Below are 24,679 nucleotides of genomic sequence, written 5' to 3' on the forward strand. Positions count from 1 at the left end.
CTTGCGGAATGGCGGCTGCGCGCGTAAAGCCACGCCATGATCGAGAGCACCGCCAGCATGCCCGCAGACTCCATCCTCATCATCGATTTCGGTTCGCAGGTAACCCAACTGATCGCGCGCCGTCTGCGCGAAACCGGGGTCTATTGCGAGATCCATCCGTTCCAGAACGCCGATGCCGCCTTTGCCGCGATGAAGCCGAAAGGCGTCGTGTTTTCGGGCGGGCCTGCATCGGTGCTCGATGAGGGCAGTCCGCGCGCGCCGCAGGCCGTCTTCGCCTCGGGCGTGCCCATCCTCGCCATCTGCTACGGGCAGCAGACGCTTGCGCACCAGCTCGGCGGCCGGGTCGAGGGCGGACATAATCGCGAATTCGGCCGTGCCGACGTCACCATCCACGAGCCCAGCCGCCTTTATGAGGGCGTGTGGGAGGTGGGCCAGCGTTATCCGGTGTGGATGAGCCATGGCGATCGCGTGACCGAGTTGCCCGAGGGCTTCAAGGTCGTCGGTACCTCCGAGAACGCGCCCTTCGCCATCGCGGTCAACGAGGACAAGCGCTACTACACCACCATGTTCCACCCCGAGGTGGTGCATACCCCCGATGGTGGCAGGCTGCTCGCCAATTTCGTGCGCAACATCGTCGGGCTCGAGGCGGACTGGACGATGTCGGCCTATCGCCAGCGTGCCGTCGAGAAAATCCGCGCGCAGGTGGGGTCGGGCAGGGTGCTTTGCGCCCTTTCCGGGGGCGTCGATTCCTCGGTTGCTGCCATCCTGATCCACGAGGCTATCGGCGACCAGCTGACCTGCGTCTTCGTCGATCATGGCCTCATGCGGCTGAACGAGGCCGATGAAGTGGTCTCGATGTTCCGCGACCACTACAATATCCCGCTTGTCCACGTGAACGCGGCCGACAAGTTCATCGGCGCGCTCGAGGGCGAGGCGGACCCCGAAACCAAGCGCAAGACCATCGGCCGCCTCTTCATCGAGGTGTTCGAGGAGGAGGCGGCGAGGATCGGCGGGGCCCAGTTCCTCGCCCAGGGCACGCTCTATCCCGACGTCATCGAGAGCGTCAGTTTTTCGGGCGGTCCCTCGGTCACCATCAAGAGCCACCACAATGTCGGCGGCCTGCCCGAGCGCATGAACATGCAGCTTGTCGAACCGCTGCGCGAGTTGTTCAAGGACGAGGTTCGGGCACTTGGCCGTGAACTCGGCCTGCCCGATCGTTTCGTCGGCCGTCACCCCTTCCCGGGCCCCGGCCTCGCCATCCGCCTGCCGGGTGGCGTCACGCGAGAAAAGCTCGACATCCTGCGCAAGGCCGACGCCATCTATCTCGACGAGATCCGCAAGGCCGGGCTTTACGACAAGATCTGGCAGGCCTTCGCCGTGCTCCTGCCGGTGCAGACCGTGGGCGTCATGGGCGATGGCCGGACCTACGAGTTCGTCTGCGCCCTTCGCGCCGTGACTTCGGTCGACGGCATGACGGCTGATTTCTTCCCCTACGACATGAACTTCCTCGGCCGCGCCGCCACCCGCATCATCAACGAAGTCCGCGGCATCAACCGCGTCGTCTACGACGTCACCAGCAAACCCCCCGGCACTATCGAGTGGGAATAATTCGCGCCCACCCAAACGCCGCCGATAACCGCCGGCCTCCCTCCGTAACACACTGAAAATCAACAATTTTCTCTTCGCCGTCTTTCGCCGTCAATCGCTGGGCAAGCCTCGAGATCGACGGCGGAGTTGACGGTATGGGGCGTCTTGTGACATCGCAGATTTTCATATACCGTCATGGCTTAGAGAGCTTGTGACGGTATTTTTTTGACCTTATTCCATTGAGAATAAAGGATAATTCACCGTCAGGATTGGTCGATTTTGGCCTGACGGTATTTTTAGCGGCTCTCTGGCGACTTTTGAACGATCTAGGAGGGGCCGATGCTTACCGATGCGGCAATCAAGGCACTGAAACCAAAGGATAAATTATACAAGGTCTCCGACCGTGACGGTATGTATGTCGTCGTAAACCCGTCGGGCGCCGTCGTGTTCCGCTATGACTACCGTATGCACGGTCGACGCGAGACCTTGACCCTCGGCAGATACGGGCCGGCGGGCCTCTCTCTGGCCCGTGCGCGGGAGAAGCTGATCGACGCGCAGCGCTCAATTCAGGAAGGGCGGTCGCCCGCCCAAGAGAAGCAGCGGGAGAAGCGCCGCATCAGGGAAGCAAAGAGCTTTGGCGAGTTTGGCGAACGCTGGCTGCAAGAGCACCGGATGGCGGAGAGCACCCGCGCGATGCGGCGCTCGATCTACGAGCGTGACATTCTGCCGACGTTCCGCAACCGCCTGCTGACGGAGATCACGCCCGAGGATCTCCGGGCTATGTGCGACAAGGTGAAGAAGCGGGGAGCGCCTGCCACGGCCGTCCATGTGCGTGACATTGTGAAGCTAGTCTTCGCTTTCGCGAAGCTGCACGGCGAGAAGGTGCCGAACCCCGCCGAAGAGGTCGGGCCGGCCTCGATCGCGACGTTCGTTCCCAAGGATCGCTCGCTCTCGCCCGCCGAAATTCGGGTGATGCTCGGCCAGCTAGAGCATGTGGCGACGCTGCCGACAATCCGGCTCGGTCTGAAGCTGATCCTGCTCACGATGGTCCGCAAGAGCGAGTTGCAGGACGCGGTGTGGGATGAGGTCGACTTCGAGAATGCGGTGTGGTCGATCCCGAAGGAGCGGATGAAGCGTTCCAAGCCGCACAACGTCTATCTGTGCGAACAGTCGCTCGACATCCTTGTCGCGCTCAAGACCTGTGCTGGCAATTCGCGCTACCTGCTGCCCTCGCGCTACGACGCGGATGCGCCGATGTCGCGCGCGACCTTCAACCGCGTCACCACGGCGGTCGTCGTGCAAGCCAAGAAGGCGGGCCTGCCGCTGGAACCGTTCACCGTGCATGACCTTCGCCGCACGGGCTCGACGCTGCTCAACGAGCTGGGCTTCAACAGCGACTGGATCGAGAAATGCCTGGCGCACGAGGACGGGCGCTCTTCGCGCGGCGTCTATAACAAGGCCGAGTATGAGCACCAGCGCCGCCACATGATGCAGGAATGGGGCAATTTGATCGACGCATGGGTCGGTGGCCAGAAGTACACCCCGACGCTCTATCCGGCTTCCATGGACCTCCTAGCCCCGGAGCCTAGCCTTTGACCGGACGGGTCTTCCTGAGCGTAACGTTGGGCGCCGGCGCACGCTTGGCCGTCTTCGCCTTGGAGGCTCGGCGGCGTTCTTCAAGCCAGGCCTCGACTTCGCCGAGGTCCCACACGACGGTTCGAGAGGTCAGGTAGAAGCGCTGCGGAAACTCGCCGCGCTGCTCCATCTCGTAGATGGTCGTGTCGGCCAGGGGAACGATCTCTCGAAGCTGGTGCCTGCGGATGGTGCGTTTGTTGAGAGGCGCCGGTGTCTGGCTCATCGTCCAGCCCCACCGTCTGCGATCCTGCCATTCCATGTATTCATGCCAGACCTCCTTTAATGTGGCCGGGTCAGCGACTTGGCTGCATTCCCGGCGTCTGACGAACCATGGCGAAGGACCGGCCGACGGTAGCGTGCCGCATTCGCGTTCGCTCGCGCACGGCACCCCAACCAACCGGGTTCGCACGATATGCAGTGATTAGGGGGCGCTAATCACCGCAGATCGTGCGGCGATTATTCTGGTGAGAGCGGAATCCGCCCGATGGGAGCGCAACGGCGTCGCCGGTACGACCCCCCGCCGGCATGGCAGTCAGCCCGTGGTGCGCCGGGCCTTGGCGAACCCTCGATCGGACGAGATGAAGCGTTCGAGCATCGGCACGATGAGCTTGGCGGGTTCGATGGGCGCACCGCCTTCGGCGAGGAGGCGGCCGTAGTCGGTGAGGTCGCGATGGAGCGCGGCGGGCAGCTCCAGCGCGATCTTCATGGGTTTGTCGTCGGCGATGGGGCCGAGCTTCAGCTTGGTCATGGTCAGCTCCTATAGGGTTCGAGTACCAAATCCTTGGTGACGATGACACGGACCGGGAAGCCGGGCCGGATGGTCAGCGTCGGCGGGACCTGCAACTGACGCTGGACGATCTGCTGACCGGCCTGATTGATGGTGTCCTGCGCGCCGTCGCGGATGGCGCGGATCAGGCGGTCGTTATCGTCGGTGGCGAGTTCCGCGCCGACGCCGAGCAGCGTCGAGAGCGCGGCAGCCTTGGCGAGATCCCACCAGTTATAATCGACGCCATCCTCCAGTCCGGCATAGCCTTGCGTGTCGGCGCCCGGCTGGCGCTCGAGAACGAAAGAGCGGCCATTCGGCATAATGAGGCGGTTCCAGACGAGCAGCACGCGGCGCTGCCCGAACTGGACGCTGTTGTCATACTGGCCGATGAGCCGCGTTCCCTGCGGCACGAGCAGGGTGCTGCCTGTTGGGCTGTCATAGATGTTCTCCGTGACCTGCGCGGTGATCTGGCCGGGAAGATCGGAACGGATACCGGTGATGAGCGCGGCTGAGATGACGGCTCCGGCTTGCAGGACGAAGGGCGATGCCGGCGGCGTGACGCGATCCGGCGTCACGGTGCGCCGATCGACCGCCGCATTGAGGAAAGCAAGTTGCCGGTCCTGGGCGCTCGGTTGCCCTGTGGCGGCGCTGCCGGGGTCAAACCCCGCAAGGCCGGGCGTGGCTCCCGGCATCGCGGCGGCCGTCGAGCCCTGCCGCGACTGGAAGAAGACGGTGCTGAGGCGCGCGGCTTCCTCCTCGGCGCGGCGGTGTTGCTCGGCCTCGTCGACGCCCGGCGTCGGAACGACAGGCGGCACGACGGGCTGACCGGCGTTCTGGGCGGACAAGATGGGGCCGCCGAGATCGCCCGGCAGGGCCGGGCCGAGGATCGGACCAATATAGTCGCGTGGTAGCCCGGCGAGACCGTCGGCGGTCTGCCGGTTGGCGGTGGAATAGAGTTCTTCCCCGCCATCGCCCGGCCCGCGTGTCTGGAGCGCATAGATGAGCGCCCCGCCGATGCCGACCATGGCGACGGCGGCAACGCCGGCGAGTATCTTGCGCGATAGGCGGGTGACCCGGGGCGCTTCGGCGCGCAGGCGCATGGGGGTGGCGCTGGTTTCGGTATCGCTCATGACTGCGGCCTCCCGTCGGTGCGGACGATTCTGACGGTCTGCTGGCGGTCGCCGCTACCAAGGCGCAGCTCGGCCGCGCCGAACAGGCGATCGACGATCAGGATGTGTTGATAGACGCGGGTATTGGCGATCTGGGCTTCACCCTCGGGGCCGATAACGACGATCGGCGGCATTTCGCCCTGCACGATGCCGCGCGGGAATTCGACATACACACGGCGGCCATCGTCATAGACGGCGACGGGCTTCCATGGCGGATTGCTGGAGCCGGTCAGGCCATAGCGATAATTGCGCGCGGCCATGGCCGGAATGACCGGCGTTGCCGGAACGGCCTGCCGCCCGCCGCCTGCCGGCTGCGGATAAGACCAGGACACGGCCGGCATGTAGGGCTTCTCGCCGGAACGCAGCTCGACCATGTAGGTGCGCCGGTCGGTGGTGATGACGAGATTGGTTGTGATGTCGGCGCGCGTCGGTTTTACCAGCACATGGACACGGCGGGCGACGCCGGAGCCGGATTCCGTGTCGCCGATCATCCAGCGGGCGGTATCGCCGGCAGCGATCGGTCCCGCGCCGGTCAGGCTTTCGCCGGGTTCGAGCGCGATATTGGTGATTTGGCCGGGCGCGGCATAGACCTGATAGAGCGCGCCTTCCGACCACGGATAGACCTGAATGGCGTTGAAGTAGCCTTCGCGGCGCGGCTGCACACGCGCTGCGGCGTTGGCATTCTCGACACGGCCGGTCGCCGTGCTGGCGGCCTGACCGCGGCGTGCGACCGTCCAGGCTGGAGGCACATGCAGCGGTTTCAGCCGCTCGTCCGTCACGGCTGCGGGAATGGCCGGAAGCGGCGGGACGCTATTGTCGTAGCTGATCTGCGGCGGCTTGGTGGAGGCGCAGCCGGCGAGCATGGTCGCCGATAACAACAGCGCGGGAACGGCAGATGTGCGAATACTCCGGTTCATTGGCCCATCTCCCGCGACCAGTTGATGGCGTTGACATAGATGCCGAGCGGATTGGCTTTTAGCCTATCGGCGTCTCGGGGTGGCTGGAGGCCGATAGTGAGGATCGCGGTCCAGCGCTCCGTGCCGGAGAGCTGGCCGTTCTCGAAGTGCCGCTCCGTCCAGGCGACACGGAAGCTGTCCGGCGAAGCGCGAATGACGCTGGAAACGTCCACCGCGATCTGCTGCTTGCCGACCTTGGTGAACGGGTCGTTGGTGCGGGCGTAGTCGTTGAGCGCGCCCGCACTGCGGTCGGTCGTCCACTCATAGGCGCGAAGCCAGTTCTGGCGCACAATGATGGGATCGGCCGGGATCGAGCGGACCTGTTCGATGAAGCGGGCGAGATGCCATGCGATCTGCGGATCGGTCGGCCGATAGTCGGCAGTCGCCGGCGCGACGGTCTGGGCCTGGCCGAGCTTGTCGACCTGCACCACCCAGGGAACAACGGTCCCTTGCACCGACTGCCAGACGAGCGCGGCGGCAAAACCGCCAGAGAGAACCAGCGAGCCGAAGGCCATGTATCGCCAGTTCTTAGCCTGTACACGGGCTGATCCGATGCGCTCATCCCAGACCTGCGCGGCTTTCTGATAGGGCGTCTCGGGTTGCGGGGTTTTGCAGTAATGCGTGGCGGGTCGTCGAAACAGGTTCATGAGCGTTCACTTTCAGAGAGGTTGACGGAAGAGCCGGAGCCGTGGCTGTCGCCGGAGCGGACGGCGTGGGTCGTGGTCTGGACGCCGTGCGAAAGGCGCTGAGAGCGCTGCATTCGCTTCGCCCAATCGGGCTGGCCCTTGGCGGTATGGGTGGCGGAAGCGGCGTCGGCTGCGGCATCGGCCGAACCGCCGAATGTCCCCATGGTCGAAGAGCCGCCCGTGACGCTGAAGCCGCTTTTCACGCCATCGGAGAAGCTGGACTTGACGCTGGCCGAGGCGCGGCGCCGCGGCGACATGGCGCCGGAGCCTGCCGAGCGTCCGACGCCGCCAAGACCGGATGCGGCACCCGCCGCACCGGACTGGCCAAGCGAACCAAGGCTGAAGGCCGCGGATGCCTCACCGGCGGCTGTCGCACCGCCGCGCACGGCTGCGGCTCCACCTGACAGCATGGCGGCTCCACCGCGCGCAGCGAGCATCGCGCCGCCGCCCACGGCCATGGTCGCGCCGGCGGCGGCGAGACCCGTGCCAACGGCAGCCCCCGCGCCAAGCTGCGGACCGCCGCTGACCAGGCCGGAAGCGATACCGGGACCGAAGATGCCGAGGCCAAGGAGAGACAGGGCGGCGAGCACGACAGCCATGGCGTCGTCGATGCTCGGTGTCTGTCCGCCGAAGCCTTGGGTGAACTGGCTGAACAGGGTCGAGCCGATGCCGATGATGACGGCGAGCACGAGAACCTTGATGCCGCTGGAGATGACGTTGCCAAGGACGCGCTCGGCCATGAACGCGGTCTTGCCGAAGAGACCGAACGGAATAAGGACGAAGCCGGCGAGCGTTGTCAGCTTGAATTCGATTAAGGTGACGAAGAGCTGGATGGCCAGAATGAAGAAGGCGAGGATGACCAGCGCCCAGGCGAAGAGCAGGCACGCGATCTGGATGAAGTTTTCAAAGAATGCGACCCAGCCCATCAGATCGGAAATGGATTCGAGCAGCGGCCGGGCGGCATCGAGGCCGGTCTGCGCGACCGTGCCGGGGCGCATCAGGTCGGCGGTCGAGAAGCCGGTGCCCGACGCTTTGAGGCCAAGCCCGGCGAAGCTGTCGAAGACGATCTTCGCGAGGTTGTTCCAGTTGGAAATCAGGTAGGCAAAGGCCCCGACGAACAGCGTCTTCTTGACGAGGCGTGCGATGATGTCGTCATCGGCGCCCCAGGACCAGACCAGCGCAGCCAGCGTGACATCGATGACGATGAGCGTGGTAGCGATAAAAGTGACCTCGCCGCCGAGCAGCCCGAATCCGCTGTCGATGTAACGGGTGAAGGTGCCGAGAAATGTGTCGATGACTCCGCTGCCGCCCATGCATCACCGCCTTTCGATTTGCGCGGGCGATGCCGGAGCCGGCGTGCGCCCAAGGAAGCGGTTGCGGGTCTCCGCCCAGACGCGCAAGCATTCAGGGTCATCCGCGGCCTTCTGGCCGAGCTGCTGGCAGCGGCGCTGGCCTTCGCGCAGCGGATCGGAAGTAGGTTGGAGAATGCGCACCGGCGAAGATGCCGGCGCGTCCTCTTTGCGGGTCAGCTCGATCATCGTCGCCATGACGGCGACGGCGACGAACACAATAGCGCCGAGGCGGGCCAGCATCTTGCCGTCCATGGGAATGCTCCTTCTGGCGGTTACTTGCCTGTGTTGAACATCTGCGCGTTGCCCGGCTGGTAGCCCGCGCCTGGCGTCAGAAAGCGGCGGCGCTGTTCGCCGGCCCTGTTCGGCGGCGGCGGCCCGTTCGGCCTCCGTGAGTGCGCTGGCACGGCCATTCGAGGCGAGCAGCGCCACGAGATCCGAAAGCTGCTGCGACTGGAGCGCGAGAAGCTGGTTGCCCGCCTGCGCCGCTTGCAAAGCGCCGGTCGCGTCCTGGCTCTGGTCGATCAGCGCCGACATCTGCGCGCGGTTGCTGTCGATGTTGCCGACAGCACCGGCCTGCACGCGCATGGCATCCTGTAGGCCGCCGACGGTGTTTTGCCAGCGCGAGCGCGCATTGACGACGAGCTGCTGGTCGGTGGCCGACATCGAGACGTTGCCGTACTGGCTCTGGAACGCCTGGTCGATCTTCTGGACGTCGAAGGCGATGTTCTGCGCTTGGCCGAGAAGCTGCTGGGTCTTCTGGACGTTCTGCTGCAAGGTCTGGAGGGCAGAGAACGGCAGGCTGGCGAGGTTCTTGGCCTGATTGATAAGCATCTGCGCTTCATTCTGAAGCGAGGTGATCTGATGGGTGATCTGCTCCAGCGTGCGCGCTGCCGTCAGGACGTTCTGTGCATAGTTCGTCGGGTCATAGACGATGCGCCAAGCATTGGCCGGCGTCGCCATCATCGGCGAGAAGGTCACCGGTGCCGCGGCGAGCACGGTTGTCAAACGGCGCGCAATATTGCCCCCCGATCGGCGTCCAATCTTGACCCCTTGATGAGCTGATACGGTGAGGAGGCGGCGCGGCGAAGCTGGTCGGGTTTGCGCAGCCGCGCCGGCTCCGGGTCGCTGGCGGCGCGTGGCTCAGAGCCTGTTCTTGAAGCGCCAGCTCTCGTTGCCGGTCTCGACGATGTCGCAGTGGTGGGTCAGCCGGTCGAGGAGCGCGGTGGTCATCTTGGCGTCGCCGAAGACGGAGGGCCATTCGCCGAAGGCGAGGTTCGTAGTGACGATGACGGAGCTCTGTTCGTAGAGCCTGCTGATCAGGTGGAACAGCAACTGGCCGCCGGACTGGGCGAAGGGCAGATAGCCGAGTTCGTCGAGGACGATGAAGTCCATCCGCGAGAGATAGTCGGCCATGCGACCCTGCCTGCCGGCGCGTGCCTCGGCCTCGAGCTTGTTGACGAGATCGACGACGTTGAAGAAGCGCCCCCGCGCGCCGGCACGGATGCAGGCGCGGGCGATCGCGATGGCGAGATGGGTCTTGCCGGTCCCCGTGCCGCCGACGAGGACGACATTGCGCTGATGGGCGATGAAGTTGCCGCCGGACAGGTCGCGGACGAGCGTCTCGTTGAGCGGCGTGCCGTCGAAGACGAAGTCGCCGACGTCCTTGGCGAGCGGCAGCTTGGCGATGGTGATCTGGTACTTGATCGATCGCGCCTGCTTCTCGGCGATCTCGGCTGAGAGCAGATCGCCGACGATGCGCTGGGGTTCGTGCTGGCGCTTCACCGCCGTGGTGATGATCTCGTCGAAGGCGGTCTTCATGCCATAGAGCTTGAGCTCGCCCATTGTGGCGAGAATCTCCGAGCGTTCCATCACACGGCTCTCCTGAGGCTGTCGTATCGGGCACAATCGGCGGCGGGCTCATGGCGCAGGCGCAGCGCATCGGGCGTCATGATGGTGATCGCGGCTGCCGGCTCCCGGCGCCGGGCCAGGATGTTGAGAATGACGTCGGCGGAATGCACGCCCTGCTTCAATGCCTCGGCGCAGGCGGCTTCGACCGCCGGCAAGCCGTCGCTCAGCACCGCGGTCAGGATATCGACCATCTGCCGGTCACCATCCTGCGCCGCCGCCAACTTCCGACGCACCCGGTCGAGTGCAGCTGGAAGGATCCAGTCCTTGAAGGGCGCGCCATTGCGCAGGGCGCCCGGCTTGCGGGCCAGCACCGGAACATAGTGCCAGGGATCGAAGGTCGTCTGATCGCGGCCGTAGGACCGGGCGTGCTCCCCGACGATGCGACCGTCCTGACGCAGCTCGATCCGATCGGCATAGGCGCGGATCTCGACGGGCCGGCCGATCGCGCTGGCTGCGACCGAGTACTTGTTGTTGTCGAAGCGGACCAGGCAGGTCTTCGACACAGCTGCCGGCAACGCATGGAAGCCGTCGAAGCGCCCGACATAGGGAACGAGACTCGGCCGCTCGGCTTCGAAGGCCTCCCAGATCGTCACGTCGCGTCGCTCGGGATGGCGATGCGCCTTGGCATAGCTGATCGCCTGATCCATCCGCCAGGCGTTCAGCTCGTCATAGTTCTTGACCCTGAGCCTGGGCGCGAAGAAGCGCTCGCGCACGAGGCCGACCTGGTTCTCGACCTGACCCTTCTCCCAGCCAGAGGCCGGCGTGCAGGCGACGGGGTCGACCAGGTAATGGCTGCACATCTGCAGGAAGCGCCGGTTATAGGCCCGCTCCTTGCCGACGAAGATGGTCTCCACCGCCGTCTTCATGTTGTCGTAGATGCCGCGCGTGCAGGCGCCCTTGAAGAAGGCGAAGCCCCGGTCGTGGGCATCGAAGACCATCTCCTGGCTCTCGCGGGGGTAGGCCCGTACGAACAGCATGCGCGAATGACAGAGCCGCAGATGGGCGACCTTCACCTTGGTCGTCGCGCCGTTGATGACGACGATCTCGTGGCTCCAGTCGAACTGGTAGGCTTCACCGGGCGCGAAGCTCAGCGGGACATAGGCATCGGCGGTGACCGCCGACTGCTCGCGGCGCCAACCCCGCGCGTAGCGGCGAACGGCATCATAGCTGCCCTCGTAACCGCGGCCACGCAGCTCCTCGAAGATCCGGATCAGCGTCAGCCGCTCACGCGCCGGCTTGCCTTCGTTGATCATCAGCAGCCGGTCCAGATCCGGACGCCAGGGCCCGATCTTCGGCTGCGGCTGAACCGTCCGCTCGTACTCGAACGACGTTGCGCCCGAGCGCAGCACCTTGCGCACCGTGTTCCGTGAGACATGAAGCTCGCGGACAATCTCCTTGATCGTCTTGCCCCGGACCGAAAACTCGCGCCGGATCCGCGCAGTCGTATCCACGCCCTTCATCCCCCGCCCGCCCGTCTGAAACCAAAACGGGCAATCTCACCGAAACCGGCTCAAGGGGGTCAAAGTTGGACGCCGATCTCCCGCCTTACGGGGTCAAACTTGCACGCCGAAACACACGCTCCGCTGCCTCATCGCCAAGGGCCTCGCGCACGGCGGCAAGGATGTGAGCCTTGGTGATGCGCCCGAAATAGCTCCGCACGGTCGGCGTCCAGTGCGCCGTCATGTCGAGCGTCACCGCCGTCGCCAGCTTGTTCGCCGTTTCATGGGCGCAGCGCTTGGTGGTTTCCCACGCCAGTTTCACCGCATTGACGGTCAGCGAGGCGCAATGCGCCAGCAGGGCCATCAGGCTCGCATGGTCCAGACCGGCGACGAACTCCCAGAGGTCCGCCACGTCGCGCGGCATGTCTGCCGCCCATCCACCATGGCGATCCACGAGCATCTTCGTCGTCGCCGTGTCCTCGATGCCGTCCGCGTGGGCGGCGAGGTAATTGCTCGTCGGGCTGATTTCGAGGCAATGGGCCGTGCTGCCGCCCCGGTAGTAGGTCTGCACGGCGAGCGTATGAACCACGGCGATCAACGCCATGTCCGGCTGCTCGCCAAGGGCGAGGCGCAGGCCAAGGGTGCGATGCGCGGTCAGGTCGCGAATGAGCGCGTCCGACAGCGGCTTGCCCGCATCCCCGGCGTCTTCTTCCGGCTCGGCTTCGGGAAGGTCGTCGCCTTCGCCGTCCTCGCCGTCGTTGTGGAGGATTTCACCGTTGGCGTTGACGCGCACCCCGTCGAGGACGGTTTCCCCATTTTCTGCGGTTTCCGCTTCCGGCTCCGTTGCCTCGTCCTCGGCGCGGATGAAGCCGCGCTCGATCCGCACGTCGCCGTCATGGGCGACGACGACGAACACGCCGGCGCGCGCGATATCGTCGGGATCGTAGGCGCGGCGCTTGGCGTCGATCCGCTCGATCTCGGCTTCAAGCTCGGCAAGGCGCGTATCCACCTCGGCCGGGAGGTCGACATCGGCGTCCTCCCATTCTGCGTTCAGATGCTCAAGCTCGTCCTGCGCCGCGTCGTAGGCAACCGCGTCGGCCTCGGAGAGCTGCACCGGATGCGGATAGACACGACGCAGCCCGTGGGCGTGGGGGAAGTCGAGATAGGCGGCGCTCCACTTCCAGCCCTCGGCCTGCTGCACCTCGGCGGCGATCCCTTCCAGCTTCTCGACGGCAAGCCGGTCCAGCAAGGCCGGGTCTTCAAAGAAGCCGCCGCGATCCTCGGTAAACAGGTCGCGGATGATGGTGCCGCCTGCCTCGGTATAGGCTTGCGCGCCGACGAAGACCGCGCAGCGATCCGTCGCGGGCACGTTCATCTTGGTCAGGTCGCGCCGGATGATCGACGGGTCGCGGTTATAGGACAGGTTCTCATAGACGTGTTCCTGACGCGCGTGATCGTCGGTGATGGCGAAGGCCATCAACTGATCCAAGGTCAGGTCGCCGTCGCGATAGATCTGCAACAGCTTCGGGCTGACAGCGCCGAGACGCATCCGCTGCTTGACGACATGGGCGGTCACGCCGAACCGGGCGGCGATTTCCTCCGCGCCCCATCCCCGATCCTCCGCAAGCTCGCGGAAGCGCTCGAACTGATCGGCGGGGTGCAAGTCCTCGCGCGTCACGTTCTCGTCAAGGCTGATCTCCGCCACATCGTTCGCCGTGTCGATGACGCAGCGGATCGGCTCGGTCTTCTTGATCTGCTTGCGCTTTACGCGAAGCATCTGCGCCAGCCTGCGGCCTTCACCGATGCTGACGAGATAGCAGCCGGTCGGCCCGCCCTCGGCGTTCGTTTCCGGCTCCACCACTAGATTTTGCAGGATGCCCTTGGCGGCGATGCTCGCCGCCTTCGCCTCGATGGACGCCTCGCTGTGCGGGGTCTTGCGGGCGTTCTTCGGATGCTTCTTGAGCTTGTTGAGCGGGATGAAAACGGTCGTGCCGTGTTCGGCGGTTGCGGCGGTATTGGCATTCTTGGTCATGGTCTTGATCCTCATGGGCTTGGGTTGGAGCGCAGCGCTGCGCTGCAACCCTGGCCGTCGCCGAGACCGGGGGGTGCAAGGTGCAAGGGCGACCGGGACGGAGGGGGATCACCCGGCCTGCACAAGCGGATCGGAGCTCTTGGCGAGAGTGAGAAACACGCATCCGCGCGGAAGGCTGGGGAGACCGTCCCGGTCGAGCGTCAGCGATCCCTTGCGCCGCGCCAGGGGGCGGAGCCCCAAGCAATCGGCACGGCCAGAGCGGAGCGGCGGCCGGGGGCGAAGACCGGATCAGAACGTGAGACGATGGAAAACATGAAGCTCTGAGATTTTGATCGCAGTGCTCCTTTGGTCTCCGGTAGATTCCCGCTTCAGTTTAACTATGATTATCAGCAACGCGAATGCGTTCTGGGGGGTGGCAGAGAAGTGCGGGTAAGGCGTCTAAATATCACAAATTTCCGTGGCATCTCGCAAGGCAGTGTTGATTTTGTCGGACACACACTGCTCGTCGGCGGCAACAACATCGGAAAATCAACCGTATGCGAGGCGCTCGATCTCGTGCTCGGACCAGAAAGACTATTTCGTCGGCCGGTCGTTGATGAGCATGACTTCCATTGTGGGAAGTATCTCGACGACAAGGGAGCGCCGATAGAAATCCGTATTGAAGCAGTTCTGATTGAGCTTTCCGACGAAGCGAGGCGACGATTCGGAGGTCATCTACGGCGCTGGAACGACAAGGACGGAGTGTTTCTGGATGAAGATGCGGATGCGCTGGATCAAGCCGATGGTGCTGATGCGATTTGGGCTTTGCCGCTGCTCTTCGTCGGGCGCTATGACCGGGAAGAGGATGACTTCATCGGCAATACGTTCTTCGATCACCCTACCAAGGAAGTCGATGCGCTTTACGAGGAAACCGAGATCCAACTGGGTCAAGGTCGTGCTCTATTCACTCGCGCGCATAAGCGGCTTTGCGGGTTCGTGTTTTTGCGCACACTTAGGACCGGCTCCCGGGCGCTGAGCCTCCAACGCGGATCGTTGCTCGATTCTGTCCTCAAGCTCGGAGGAGCAGGCGCGGTGGAGATGTGGCAGGATACGTTGTCGCGTCTTCAAGGGCTGGATCCAGCCATCGGCGAAATCGCGCAATTAAAGCATATCCGCGACGAAGTGCGTTCGCGGATGGGGCGTTTCGTCAACCTGGCACCAGGTGATGACTCAACGGGGTTCTTCGCGTCAGACCTGACACGCGAGCATTTGCGCGAGGTGGTGCGCCTGTTCATTGCCGCTCAGCCAGGTCAGCATCTGGTGCCATTCGGGCGATTGGGCACTGGCTCGATAAACCTGCTTGTCTTTGCACTGCTGACCTTCATCGCGGAGCTGAAGGACAAACAATCTGTCATCTTTGCCATGGAGGAGCCGGAAATTGCCCTGCCGCCGCATACGCAGCGCCGCGTGACTCGGTTCGTGCTTGCAGAGATGGGGCAGTCGATCGTCACTTCGCACTCGCCCTATGTGATCGAGCAGTTCGACCCCGAGCAAATCGTCATACTCAATCGGGATGAAAATGGTTCGCTGAATGGGCGACCAATCGACGCGGCCGCGGTGAAGCCCAAAACCTTCCGAGCGGAACGGCGCCAGTTCGCCGAAGCGATCTTGAGTCGCGCGGTACTGGTTGTGGAAGGATCGACCGAGGCATCCCTGTTTCCAATTGCATCGTCGATTACGGAAGCAAGCCTCGGCTCGGACGCCTACACGCATTTCGATCTAGCTGGCGTCAGTATCTTCAATGCGGGCGGCGATGGCGCCGTGCCCCGACATGGACCTGTGTTCTCTGCGCTCGGCAAACTGTCTTTCGGATTCTACGATAAGCCCAATGCCGCGCTGGCTGCGGACGCCACGGAGAAACTGAAGGGTTACACCCAGTTCTGGGAATCGCCGGAGAAGGGCATTGAAAACGTCCTGCTGAAACAGATGCCCGTCGCGGTGGTCCGTCGATTTCTTGAAGAGGTAAAGAGCCGTTCGGACTATCCGCCAGTCGGCGCCTATGATCCGGCGGCCGGAGACGCCGATGTTCTCACGCTGGCTAGCAAGGTGCTGAAGGCGCGCAAGGGCGACGCTTACGGCTACGCCGCCATGCTGATCGCACAATGCCAGGACGCCAACGAACTGCCGGCGACCGTCCGTGAGATTTTGGAGACGATCCACAAGGCGCTGAGCGCGGTTCCGGAAGACATTGCTGTACCGCCACCGCCGCCAGATGACTTCGCGGACCTGCTCGGATGAAGGTGGAACTGTGCGACAAGCGTAAAGCGATCATCGCGCAGGACGGGCACCTTCTGGTGCTAGGCGGTCCCGGTTCCGGCAAAACCACCGTCGCCATGTTCAAAGCACAGAAGCGGTTCGCCGAGTTGAAACCCGGTCAGGAAATCCTTTTCCTGAGTTTCTCGCGCGCGGCGATCCGCCAGGTTCTCTTGCGTTGCAGGGAAATCCTGTCGCCGGCGGAACGACGCGCGGTGACCGTGCAGACCTATCATGCCTTCTGCATGGAACTGCTGGAGGCCCACGGTCGCTTGCTGAGCGGCAAACCCGTGCGTTTCCTCTACCCCGGCGATGAGAGGCTTCAGAGGTCATCTTTCGACGGGGATTGGAACTTGGAGCGCCAACGGCAGGCGGCTGAGTCCGGCCTTTATTGTTTCGATCTTTTCGCTTCCGGAACTGCCGAATTGCTCGAACGCTGCGCCGCGTTGCGCGAACTGATTGCCGACCGCTTTCCGATGATTATCGTCGATGAGTTCCAAGACACGGATGACAATCAGTGGCGGATCGTACAGGCGCTGTCGGGCGTCACAGATGTTTTCTGTCTCGCCGATCCTGAGCAACGCATCTTCGACTATCGAGATGACATTGATCCACGGCGGCTCGACATTCTACGCGAGACCATCAAGGTTACGGAATTCGATCTCGGTGGTGAGAACCACCGCAGCCCGAACGCCGGCATCCTGAAGTTCGCCGATGCTGTGTTGCGCAACCAAAGCCCGTTGCCCGAGACACCGGATGTTAAGCAGGCGAGCTATTGGCCAAATGCGTTTGCTGCGACGGTCCATGCTGCGGTCATATGGACGTTCTCGGCCCTGCGGAAGAAGGGCGTTCAAAATCCAAGCGTCGCGGTTCTCGCGCGCAGCAATGCGCTGATCTCCGACCTATCAGCGATCCTGTCCGAGCCGCACACTTACAACAACCAGCCTTTGGCCATCGTCGAGCACGACGTGGTTTGGGACGCTGAGCTTTCGGCCGCCGCCGCCATCGTTGTTGCGTCGATTCTCGAATGGCCGACGGCTTCGGCTGTCGCGAGCCTTGTACGGACATTGCGACTGATCTCAGCCTACTACAAGCTGAAGAACGCAGAGGAACCGACCAAGACTGCGGCAGACCATGCGCGGAAATATGAAGAGGCTGCGGCTAAGGTTGAGAAGGGCGACGCACCGCGTATCAATGCAGCGAAGGAGCTAGTTGCCGCCCACGCGACCACGATCGAACTGACTGGCGATCCCGTTGCCGACTGGAAGGTCGCACGTCGCGTCCTCCAAGATATTCCGGCGCTGGCTGAACTGTTCCGGGAAGTCCGGCTGGTCCGGCTGTTCCGGGCGACGGATGCTCTCGCCTCCGGGCTGGGCGAACGATGGCTAGCTACAGGCAGCTATGCCGGGGTGAGCGAACTGGTGAAGCACATTCTCGAACAGGAGCGGCTCATTGCGGTGGAGCGCGATCCACAGGGTTGTGTTCTGATGAACATGCACAAGTCAAAGGGGAAGGAGTTCGATGGTGTCGTTCTTGTCGAAGGCGCCTTTAAGTCCGGCTTCTTCAACGAACGTGAGAAGCCTCCCTTCGAGCCGAGCCGCAGGCTGCTGCGTGTGGCCCTGACCCGCGCGCGGACTTTGGTCATGATCGTCCGTCCCCAGAAGGCGCGGCCGCTGGTCGATTAGGCGACTGTATGGCGACGGAGACGACCGGCACCGGAAAATGGACGCAGGCGGGCGTCCCCCACAAGGGCTGGAGCTGTGTCGACATTGAGGAATTAGAGGAACAGGAGCATCTCTGTGAGATGTGCGAGGGTACCCGCAGAAGGGGTCGGCCGAGACGCAAGGCTCGGGCGCAGGGGAAGGCTTTCCCCTTCCAATCGGCACCAACGCTATTCGTCAAAAAGGGGCGGTCTCCGCGCGATAGGCCACAATGCCGCTCGTTGCAAGCTGTCAGAAAATCACGCATATTTCTGACAGGGGGATGGCCATGCAACGCTTGACCGAACAAATTCTTGCACATGCGGATGGGCTGCCTGAAGGCAGGCCGGTCGCGGCCAAAAGTTTGCTCCACCTCGGAAACCGGGCGGCGGTGGATCAGGCTCTGTCGCGCCTTGCCGAACGGGGACAACTGCTTCGGGCTGGGCGGGGTGTGTATCTGTTGCCCGTTACGAGTCGGTTCGGTGTGAGGGCTCCGTCAGTGGAGCTTGCGGTGGAAGCGATCGCCGCCCAGCGCGGTGAGGTCATCGTCTCGAGCGGTGCGGCCGCCGCCAACCGTCTTGGGCTTACCACACAGGTGCCGGCCCGGTCGGTCTATCTGACGTCGGGGCGCTCCAGAAAGATGAGACTTGGCGACCAGCTCGTCGAGCTTCGCCATGCACCACGATGGCAACTCGCGCTGGCTCACCGGCCCGTGGGCGAGGCGATACGAGCCTTAGCATGGTTAGGGCCCGACAGGGCCGAGACAGCCCTGCGGACCTTGAAGGGGAAGCTTGCACCCGCTGCCTTCAACGAATTGGCCGCAGCGGCGCCGCAGCTTCCGACATGGCTGGCGCGCAACGTCGGGAAGGTCGCGCATGGCTGATTCATTCCACCTCGCCGAGATCGAGTTCGCGGACGTCATACCCGTCGGCGACAAGTTGACCGCGGCGCCGCTGTCCTGGCGTCGGAGCTGAAATGTTGCGACAGGCGGCCAAACGAACCCGAACAAAACGCGCACCGCCGATCGAGCCTGCACTTGGCTGGACCTATCTCTCTCGCGAGGCGCTCTCCCGCGCGAAGGCGCAGATGGACGAAGAGTCCATGGGCGTGCGCGACGAGATCGGTTTCCTGACGATCCACCAGCGTTACGCCGACCGCTTCTTTCCGGGCACATCGGTCCTGCATACCCGCGCCCGCTACGCGATTTTCGTGCCTTGGCTGTTCGAGGATCTCGCGGGCATGGTCGGACCGGCTGCGCAGCGCGCCTTGCGTGAGCGCGAGAGATTGCTCGCCGGACGGCTGAGCGACGCGGGCGAAGCCCAGGTGATCGGCGGCCGTGTCTTTCCAAAGCCCTCAAGCCAGCCGCCGTCCACCGTCTATTGGAACGCGCTCGCGGCTTGGGCGATTTTGCGCCCGCGACCGGACGGTCGGACGATTTCCCGTGGGCAGGCGCATGGGTTGCTGAAGACCGTCGGTTCGCCCATCGACGATGATGGTCAGCCTCTCCTGAGCTTTGAGCCGCCTTTCGTGCGGCTTCCCGATCGTCCGAGCAACTGGCAGAGTGGAGACATCACGCTTCGCCTAAAGAAGGCGGAGGCCGGGTTCCTGCGTGAGCGGCTGGCGCAGCTACGTGGCAATGGCGGCCGTGAACTGTCGCTGCTGGCAAGGCTGGTCAGAACCGAGGCAGCGGCTCCTGCCGAGATGTGGGCCAACGAAACATACGCCATCGCCGGCGCCGATCAGGGCCCGCTTGTCCGCGCGCAGCAGGCCGCCAGTCTCGCGGGCATCGGCCGCGCCATCTACGACGCGCTGCTGGAGCGGATCGTCGAGATCGATGACAAGCGGGATATCTCGACCCGTCACCGCGAGCATCTTGGGGTTATCCTCGCGGAGCAGGGTCCGATCGCAGCCGGGCTCGATATAGCGGCGCTCGAAGCGGACATTGGGTCTCTGCCGGCGAAACTGCTTGCTGTGGTCACGGCAACGAGGGACTGGATCGCTGCGGGATCGGGGAATCCTGTCGCGCTTTCCGACGTCTATACCGCAGCCGAGGCGCGCAAGGGACCGCGCGCGCGGCTTGCGCCGACCCCCAATGGGCGGGCGCGCCGACTCGAGTGGTCGAGCGATGAACATGGCTTGGCCGGACCCCTCCATTACCGGTGGCAGCAGGTCAGTACGCTTCTCGACGATCTGGCGGATCCCGAATGAGCGGCGCGGTCGACAGTTGGCCAGCTCTTTCGTTTCTGGAAGGCCTGCGTCCCGGCCCTGACGAGAATGTCGAATTGGCGTTGCTGGCGTCTTATTCGGCAGACCTTGGATCGATCGGCGCGGCCTTGCTAGCCCTCGCCGGCAAGGACAATGAGGCGGGGCGAGGCAGCCCCTCCGATTTCGCCGATGCCGTTGAACGCCTGCGCGGCAAGGTGCGGATCATCATCCAGCGCGGTCGGCTTGCGAAGATGCGGCGAACGCCGCGTATCGCGGCGGTGCTGGACCAATTCGTGCGGGAAGTCGATTTCGACGAAGCTGCCCATAGCTGGCATCCCAAGGCTGCGTTGGTACGGACACGGAGCGAAGGCGGCGAGATCGGGTGGCGGCTCTGGATCGGAAGCCGAAATCTCACCGAGTGCGTCAACCGCGACATCGGGCTTCTGCTGGTGTCAGGGGAGAATGGCGGAGGCCCGATCTCCGGGGCAGGCGATCTGGCACGCGCGTTAGCTGAGCGTGCCGAGCTCAAGGGAGTCCGGCCTGCTTCCCTCGCGACTGCGATTACGAAGATCCCGTGGCGAGCGCCCGCCGGCGTGCGCGTCGAGCGAATTCGCTGGTCTACGGGGACAGGAGGCCTGCAAGCTCCAGTTCCACCGGCAGGGGCCGATGAAATCGTCGTCGTTAGCCCGTTCATCGATAAGAATTTCTTGGCCGGACAAGTGTCGAAGGGGCCGAAGCCGGCCCGTCGCGTGCTGCTAACGACCATGCGCGAGATCGAGCGGGTTGGCCCGTCGCTCTCCTCGTTCGACGATTTGTTGGCGCTGGATGCGCCGGATTATCCCATCGGCGACCCGGAGCCGGAGCAGGCGAACACCGGATCGGCATCTGACGCAGACACTGCGGATGACGAGGAGGCAGAGATCGGCCGAGGCCTCCATGCCAAATTGCTGTTCGTGCGCGCGGGACGAAAGCGGACCCTATGGCTCGGAAGCGCGAACGCCACCATGCGGGCGTGGACGGGCCGCAACGCGGAGGTCATCGCTGAGTTGCAGATCACTGAGGCGCTGGAGAAAGGTCTGAGGGTTTTGCTCGGCTCGGCGCGGATCGTCGAGGCGCCGGATACCGAATATCCGCCGGACGCGGCGGCGCTGGAAGAAGAAGCGCTCGAGCGAGCTCGGGCGCAGGTCGCAGCGCGATGGGCGAGCACGCTCAGCATCGACGGGGATGAGGTCCATCTTGTCCATGGTTCCGATCTCTATCCCGATGGACCGCATCCTGAGGAAGCCGACATCGTGCTCGAAGTCGGCGCCTTGCACGGCGAGCTAAAAGCATGGCCGCGGCGACAGACGACGGTGGCGCTTGGGCCCACGCTTCCTGCCGAACGAAGCGAGTTCGTGCGCTTGCGTGTCAGCCGCAGCGAGAAGGGACTTTCCTGGCTGCAGCGCGCGCCCGCCGACCCGCCTTTCGGCGAAGAGCGCGATCGCGCGGCCTTCGTGCGATTTCTGGGAGCGAGGGGCTTCCTTCTCTGGCTGGCAGGACTGTTGGCTGATGATGGCCGCGATGGGGAGGATGACTGGACGATCGAGAAGCAACAGGATCGTGCAGCCCCCGGTGTAAATCCAGCGCTCGATCCCGCACTTCCGACGCTGGAGGAGATGCTCGCGGCCTGGTCGCGCGATCGAAACAAGTTCCGCGAAATCGAACGCCGCGTTTCAGAATACCTGCCTGCCGTTCTGGAGCAGGCGGCCCAGGAAGACCTGCAAACCGCTGCGATGTTGCGGCGCTTCGAGGAACTGTGGGGCAAGCTGCGGATCGGCCTCGGCGAAGAGCGCAAGGAGAAGCGTCGGTGAGCGCCCCCAAGCCGTTCCAGGCAGCAGCCGTCGATGCCGCGCTCTCGGCTTTTGCCAATCAGGGCGGGCGCCGACGCTTTCTGGTGGCCGATGAAGTCGGATTGGGAAAGACTATCGTCGCGAAGGAAGTCGCGCGCCGTATGTCGGAAGACGGTGAGCGGCCTCTCGTTATCTATTACATCGCCAACGGCCATGCGGTCTCCCACCAGAACAAGGGGCGCGTCGTCAGCTTCCTCGACGAGCCGGAACGTAAGGCGGCTGTCGCGACGCCGGATCGCCTTTCCCTGATCGCGGTCTCGAAGCGGTCCGACAAGCCGGTTCTGATCTATGCGCTGACGCCGGCGACGTCCTTCCCCGGCGCGCGTGCTCGCCTGACCGGCGGAAGAAAAGAGGAGCGGGCATTTCTCAAGGTGCTGCTGGACCGGGCTTACCCGGCGTTCGCTCGCGATCTCGATCCGGCCGTATTGCGCCTGAGCGTTGGCGCTTCCTGGGACTGGCTGGTCGAGGATGCCGAGAGGAAGCTCGCCGCGGCGCCACCGCATCTGACACGGCGGTTTCGCGAGGCGCTGGCGGCTGAATTTGGAGAGCCCGTGCGCGAAAGGCTCGAGCAAGCTCTGTATGGTGACGAGGAGCGGAAGATAAAGCCGCTCAAACCGACCACCTTCGTCGGTCATCTTCGTCGGGCCCTGGCGCTGGCGACCCTACGTCATCAGCCGCCCGATTTGGTCATTCTGGATGAGTTTCAGCGTTACAGGCAGCTATTGGACGAAAAGGACGCCGACCCGCTCCTCAAGGCCCTGCTGGAGCCCTACGGGTCAGTGGCTCGGCCAGCCATCCTGCTCCTCAGCGCAACACCCTACCGGCTGCTCAGCACGCGATGGGAGGAAGCCCAGGGCGCGCTCGCGCACGCCGAGTTGCTGGAGTTGATCGAGTTCCTCGCCGGCTCCGATGTCCGTGACCGCGCAAAGTCTCTGTTTTCTGATTTCGGCGACAAGTTGCGGGACATCGCGGTGCATGCGGAGGCGACCGATCCCCGCCTGGAGATCGAGATCAACGAGGCTGCCGGACTCAGAGATGCTCTTCGCGCACTGCTGACACCGGTCATGTCCAGGACAGAGCGGGACAGCGTCGCCTCGGGCGATCCGTTGGCTGGAACGCAATTCCTTGCGGCGGAGCCGATAGCTGAAGACTTCCAAATCTATCGGCATCTAGCAGACAGCTTTCCTGAAGACGTGCGCTACGAAGCGCTGCCCTATTGGTCGTCTGTCCCGCTGCCGGCCCAATCCCTCGGGCCTCGGTACGCGGCTTGGAAGCGCGCAACCATCAAGGCCGCGCCGAAGCTCACGAAGATGACACGGGAGCGCCGCAACAAGCTGGATGCGCCAGCGAGTTGGCCTGACGCGAAACTCAGGGCGCTCAGCGCCGCAGCGCCGGCGAAACTTCTATCCTTGCCGTGGGTCGCGCCCTCTCTACCGTGGTGGCCGCTTGCCGGCGGCTGGAAGGGTATAGTCGCCGACCCGAAACTGCTGATGTTCAGCCGGTTTCGAGCGACTCCGCCGAGCGTGGCGGCGCTCCTGAGTTTCGGGGTCGAAGCGTCATGCCTTCCCCGACAGCGTGGCGGCTACGAGAAAGCCTATCGGCGGCGGCGCTTCAAACTGGCGGCCGTTCCCGGACCGGTCATGGCCGCCTTTCATCCGTCACCATGGCTCATCCGGCATACGGATCCGCTCGCGAAAGCGGGGGAGACGATCGGTGCTATCCGCAAGCAGGTGAGGCGGCAGATTCTCGCGGCACTTCCCAAGGGGATCATCGAGAAGGACACGGTGAAGGCCCGTCGACGGCACCGATCCATCGGCCGGACCTTGGCCGCGATAGAACGGGCGGCCGGGCTGTCAGAACAGTCTGCTGCTGCTTGGAGCAGCGCCGTCGGGGAGGATCGCGCCGCCCGGTCCGCCGTCCTTAAATGGCGACAGACGCCAACGATCGAGCGCCTCTCGCCGGCCGAACTCAATGATCTCGTCGACTATGCCATCGGCGCGCCGGGCGTGGTGCTCGGCCGAGCGCTATTGCGGCATGACCCGACAATCCTTGATCCGGCGCGCTATAGTGAACTCGTTCAATTGAGCTGGCAGGGCTTGCGCGCGTATCTCGACAATCCGGTGATCCTGTCGTCCCTGCCGGGCAAGAACGCGGTCGATCAGGTGATGGGCGCCGTCGTCGATGGCGGTTTCGAAAGTGTCCTCGACGAGCATTTCTGGCTTCGCGCGCAGAATCTTCCAGAGGGTGCGGCGGGCCTTGCCAAGGATTTGCACTCTTCGCTCGGCCTGCGGGCGGGTAGTTTCAGCTTTCACAGTATTGGCGGGCCAGCGCACAAGATACCGGTACGGTCCCATGTCGCTGTTCCGTTCGGCGACGCCGAGACGGAACCGGCCGGCAAGGTGAATGGAGCGCTCGCGCCATCCGCGCCAGCGCGGCCGGACGAAGTCCGTCGGAGCTTCAACACGCCGTTCTGGCCGCATGTGCTGGCAACGACGTCGGTCGGACAGGAAGGTCTGGATTTCCATCCCTGGTGTTCGCATGTCGTGCATTGGGATTTGTCCTCCAACCCGCTCGACCTTGAGCAGCGCGAAGGTCGCGTTCAGCGCTACGCCGGGCTGGCGGTGAGGCGGCGACTTTCGAACATGTTGCGCGAAGAAGCTCTTGGACGCGTGGTTGTGTCGGGCGGCTCTGCTTGGCATCACCTGCAGCGGCAGGCGGAGAAGCTGGTTGATGTGAGCGGCCTTCGACCTTGGTGGGTGCTTGAGAATGCTGAGATCAGCCGCCACGTCTTCGAACGTCCATTTGGCCGGGACATGAGCCGCTTCGCCCAGCTTCGCGAGCAGCGCATGATCTACCGACTGGCGTTGGGCCAGCCCAACCAGGAGGACTTCATCGAGATTCTTGCGCGCGGCGGCGAGGCGACCCGCGTATTGCTGAGCCCGCTTGTGCTGGATCTCTCCGCTATGGGGCTACGTCAGGCACCCGAACCAGCCGCCCCGGATTGTCGCAGTGCCACACGGTTCCCCCTTCCCCTGGACCAAATGGGGTGATACAAATCCTCGG

At 64.1% G+C, this 24,679-nt stretch carries 18 protein-coding genes and 1 pseudogene; 8 read left to right on the forward strand and 11 right to left on the reverse strand.

Annotation, left to right across the window (positions count from 1 at the left end):
- Positions 1 to 36: 36 nt before the first annotated feature.
- Complete coding sequence (guaA, locus tag BT183_RS03235; RefSeq protein ID WP_244545239.1) at positions 37 to 1,608, forward strand: glutamine-hydrolyzing GMP synthase; 1,572 nt, start codon at positions 37 to 39, stop codon at positions 1,606 to 1,608.
- 318 nt (positions 1,609 to 1,926) lie between these two features.
- Positions 1,927 to 3,183 (forward strand): tyrosine-type recombinase/integrase, encoded by a 1,257-nt coding sequence (locus BT183_RS03240; protein WP_072338972.1) that lies wholly within the window; start codon positions 1,927 to 1,929, stop codon positions 3,181 to 3,183.
- Here BT183_RS03240 and BT183_RS03245 read toward each other — a convergent pair.
- The 11 genes and pseudogenes from BT183_RS03245 to BT183_RS03295 form a co-directional block, all read right to left on the reverse strand.
- Entirely contained in the window at positions 3,173 to 3,445 is a 273-nt protein-coding gene (locus tag BT183_RS03245; RefSeq protein ID WP_072338973.1) for a helix-turn-helix transcriptional regulator, read from the reverse strand. The genes BT183_RS03240 and BT183_RS03245 overlap by 11 nt on opposite strands.
- Before the next feature lie 309 nt (positions 3,446 to 3,754).
- Positions 3,755 to 3,970, reverse strand: a complete 216-nt coding sequence (locus BT183_RS03250; protein ID WP_072338975.1) for a DUF2274 domain-containing protein — start codon at positions 3,968 to 3,970, stop codon at positions 3,755 to 3,757.
- Between the two features lie 2 nt (positions 3,971 to 3,972).
- Positions 3,973 to 5,118 (reverse strand): TraB/TrbI/VirB10 family type IV secretion system protein, encoded by a 1,146-nt coding sequence (locus tag BT183_RS03255; protein WP_072338977.1) that lies wholly within the window; start codon positions 5,116 to 5,118, stop codon positions 3,973 to 3,975.
- Entirely contained in the window at positions 5,115 to 6,074 is a 960-nt protein-coding gene (trbG, locus tag BT183_RS03260) for a P-type conjugative transfer protein TrbG (protein WP_072338979.1), read from the reverse strand. The genes BT183_RS03255 and trbG overlap by 4 nt, the downstream gene beginning before the upstream one ends.
- Positions 6,071 to 6,760 (reverse strand): conjugal transfer protein TrbF, encoded by a 690-nt coding sequence (gene trbF / locus BT183_RS03265; protein ID WP_072338982.1) that lies wholly within the window; start codon positions 6,758 to 6,760, stop codon positions 6,071 to 6,073. The genes trbG and trbF overlap by 4 nt, the downstream gene beginning before the upstream one ends.
- Positions 6,757 to 8,112 carry a P-type conjugative transfer protein TrbL gene (trbL, locus tag BT183_RS03270; RefSeq protein WP_072338984.1) on the reverse strand — a complete coding sequence of 452 codons (1,356 nt, stop codon included), beginning with the start codon at positions 8,110 to 8,112 and terminating at the stop codon, positions 6,757 to 6,759. The genes trbF and trbL overlap by 4 nt, the downstream gene beginning before the upstream one ends.
- 3 nt (positions 8,113 to 8,115) lie before the next feature.
- Positions 8,116 to 8,403 carry a putative entry exclusion protein TrbK-alt gene (trbK-alt, locus tag BT183_RS03275; protein ID WP_072338986.1) on the reverse strand — a complete coding sequence of 96 codons (288 nt, stop codon included), beginning with the start codon at positions 8,401 to 8,403 and terminating at the stop codon, positions 8,116 to 8,118.
- A gap of 20 nt (positions 8,404 to 8,423) precedes the next feature.
- Positions 8,424 to 9,168, reverse strand: a pseudogene (gene trbJ / locus BT183_RS03280) (P-type conjugative transfer protein TrbJ).
- A gap of 123 nt (positions 9,169 to 9,291) precedes the next feature.
- Positions 9,292 to 10,020 (reverse strand): IS21-like element helper ATPase IstB, encoded by a 729-nt coding sequence (gene istB / locus BT183_RS03285; protein ID WP_072338988.1) that lies wholly within the window; start codon positions 10,018 to 10,020, stop codon positions 9,292 to 9,294.
- Entirely contained in the window at positions 10,020 to 11,519 is a 1,500-nt protein-coding gene (gene istA, locus BT183_RS03290; RefSeq protein WP_072338990.1) for an IS21 family transposase, read from the reverse strand. The genes istB and istA overlap by 1 nt, the downstream gene beginning before the upstream one ends.
- A gap of 85 nt (positions 11,520 to 11,604) precedes the next feature.
- Positions 11,605 to 13,530, reverse strand: coding sequence for a ParB/RepB/Spo0J family partition protein (locus BT183_RS03295; RefSeq protein ID WP_084603380.1), 1,926 nt, complete (start codon positions 13,528 to 13,530; stop codon positions 11,605 to 11,607).
- A gap of 423 nt (positions 13,531 to 13,953) precedes the next feature.
- Here BT183_RS03295 and BT183_RS03300 point away from each other — a divergent pair, with 423 nt between their 5' ends.
- From BT183_RS03300 to BT183_RS03330, 6 genes are all read left to right on the forward strand, one after another.
- Positions 13,954 to 15,807, forward strand: coding sequence for an AAA family ATPase (locus tag BT183_RS03300; protein WP_072338991.1), 1,854 nt, complete (start codon positions 13,954 to 13,956; stop codon positions 15,805 to 15,807).
- On the forward strand, positions 15,804 to 17,507 hold the full coding sequence (locus BT183_RS03305; RefSeq protein WP_072338993.1) for a UvrD-helicase domain-containing protein: 1,704 nt from the start codon (positions 15,804 to 15,806) through the stop codon (positions 17,505 to 17,507). Before BT183_RS03300 ends, BT183_RS03305 begins: the two co-directional genes overlap by 4 nt.
- Before the next feature lie 304 nt (positions 17,508 to 17,811).
- On the forward strand, positions 17,812 to 18,405 hold the full coding sequence (locus tag BT183_RS03315; RefSeq protein WP_072341458.1) for a DUF6088 family protein: 594 nt from the start codon (positions 17,812 to 17,814) through the stop codon (positions 18,403 to 18,405).
- A 92-nt stretch (positions 18,406 to 18,497) separates the two neighbouring features.
- Entirely contained in the window at positions 18,498 to 19,730 is a 1,233-nt protein-coding gene (locus BT183_RS03320; protein WP_072338997.1) for a DUF6361 family protein, read from the forward strand.
- Positions 19,727 to 21,577 (forward strand): phospholipase D family protein, encoded by a 1,851-nt coding sequence (locus BT183_RS03325; protein ID WP_072338999.1) that lies wholly within the window; start codon positions 19,727 to 19,729, stop codon positions 21,575 to 21,577. The genes BT183_RS03320 and BT183_RS03325 overlap by 4 nt, the downstream gene beginning before the upstream one ends.
- Positions 21,574 to 24,666, forward strand: a complete 3,093-nt coding sequence (locus BT183_RS03330; RefSeq protein WP_072339001.1) for a C-terminal helicase domain-containing protein — start codon at positions 21,574 to 21,576, stop codon at positions 24,664 to 24,666. Before BT183_RS03325 ends, BT183_RS03330 begins: the two co-directional genes overlap by 4 nt.
- Positions 24,667 to 24,679 lie beyond the last annotated feature (13 nt).

Origin of the sequence: Devosia enhydra (assembly GCF_900119845.1) — a bacterium.
Classification (GTDB): domain Bacteria; phylum Pseudomonadota; class Alphaproteobacteria; order Rhizobiales; family Devosiaceae; genus FPKU01.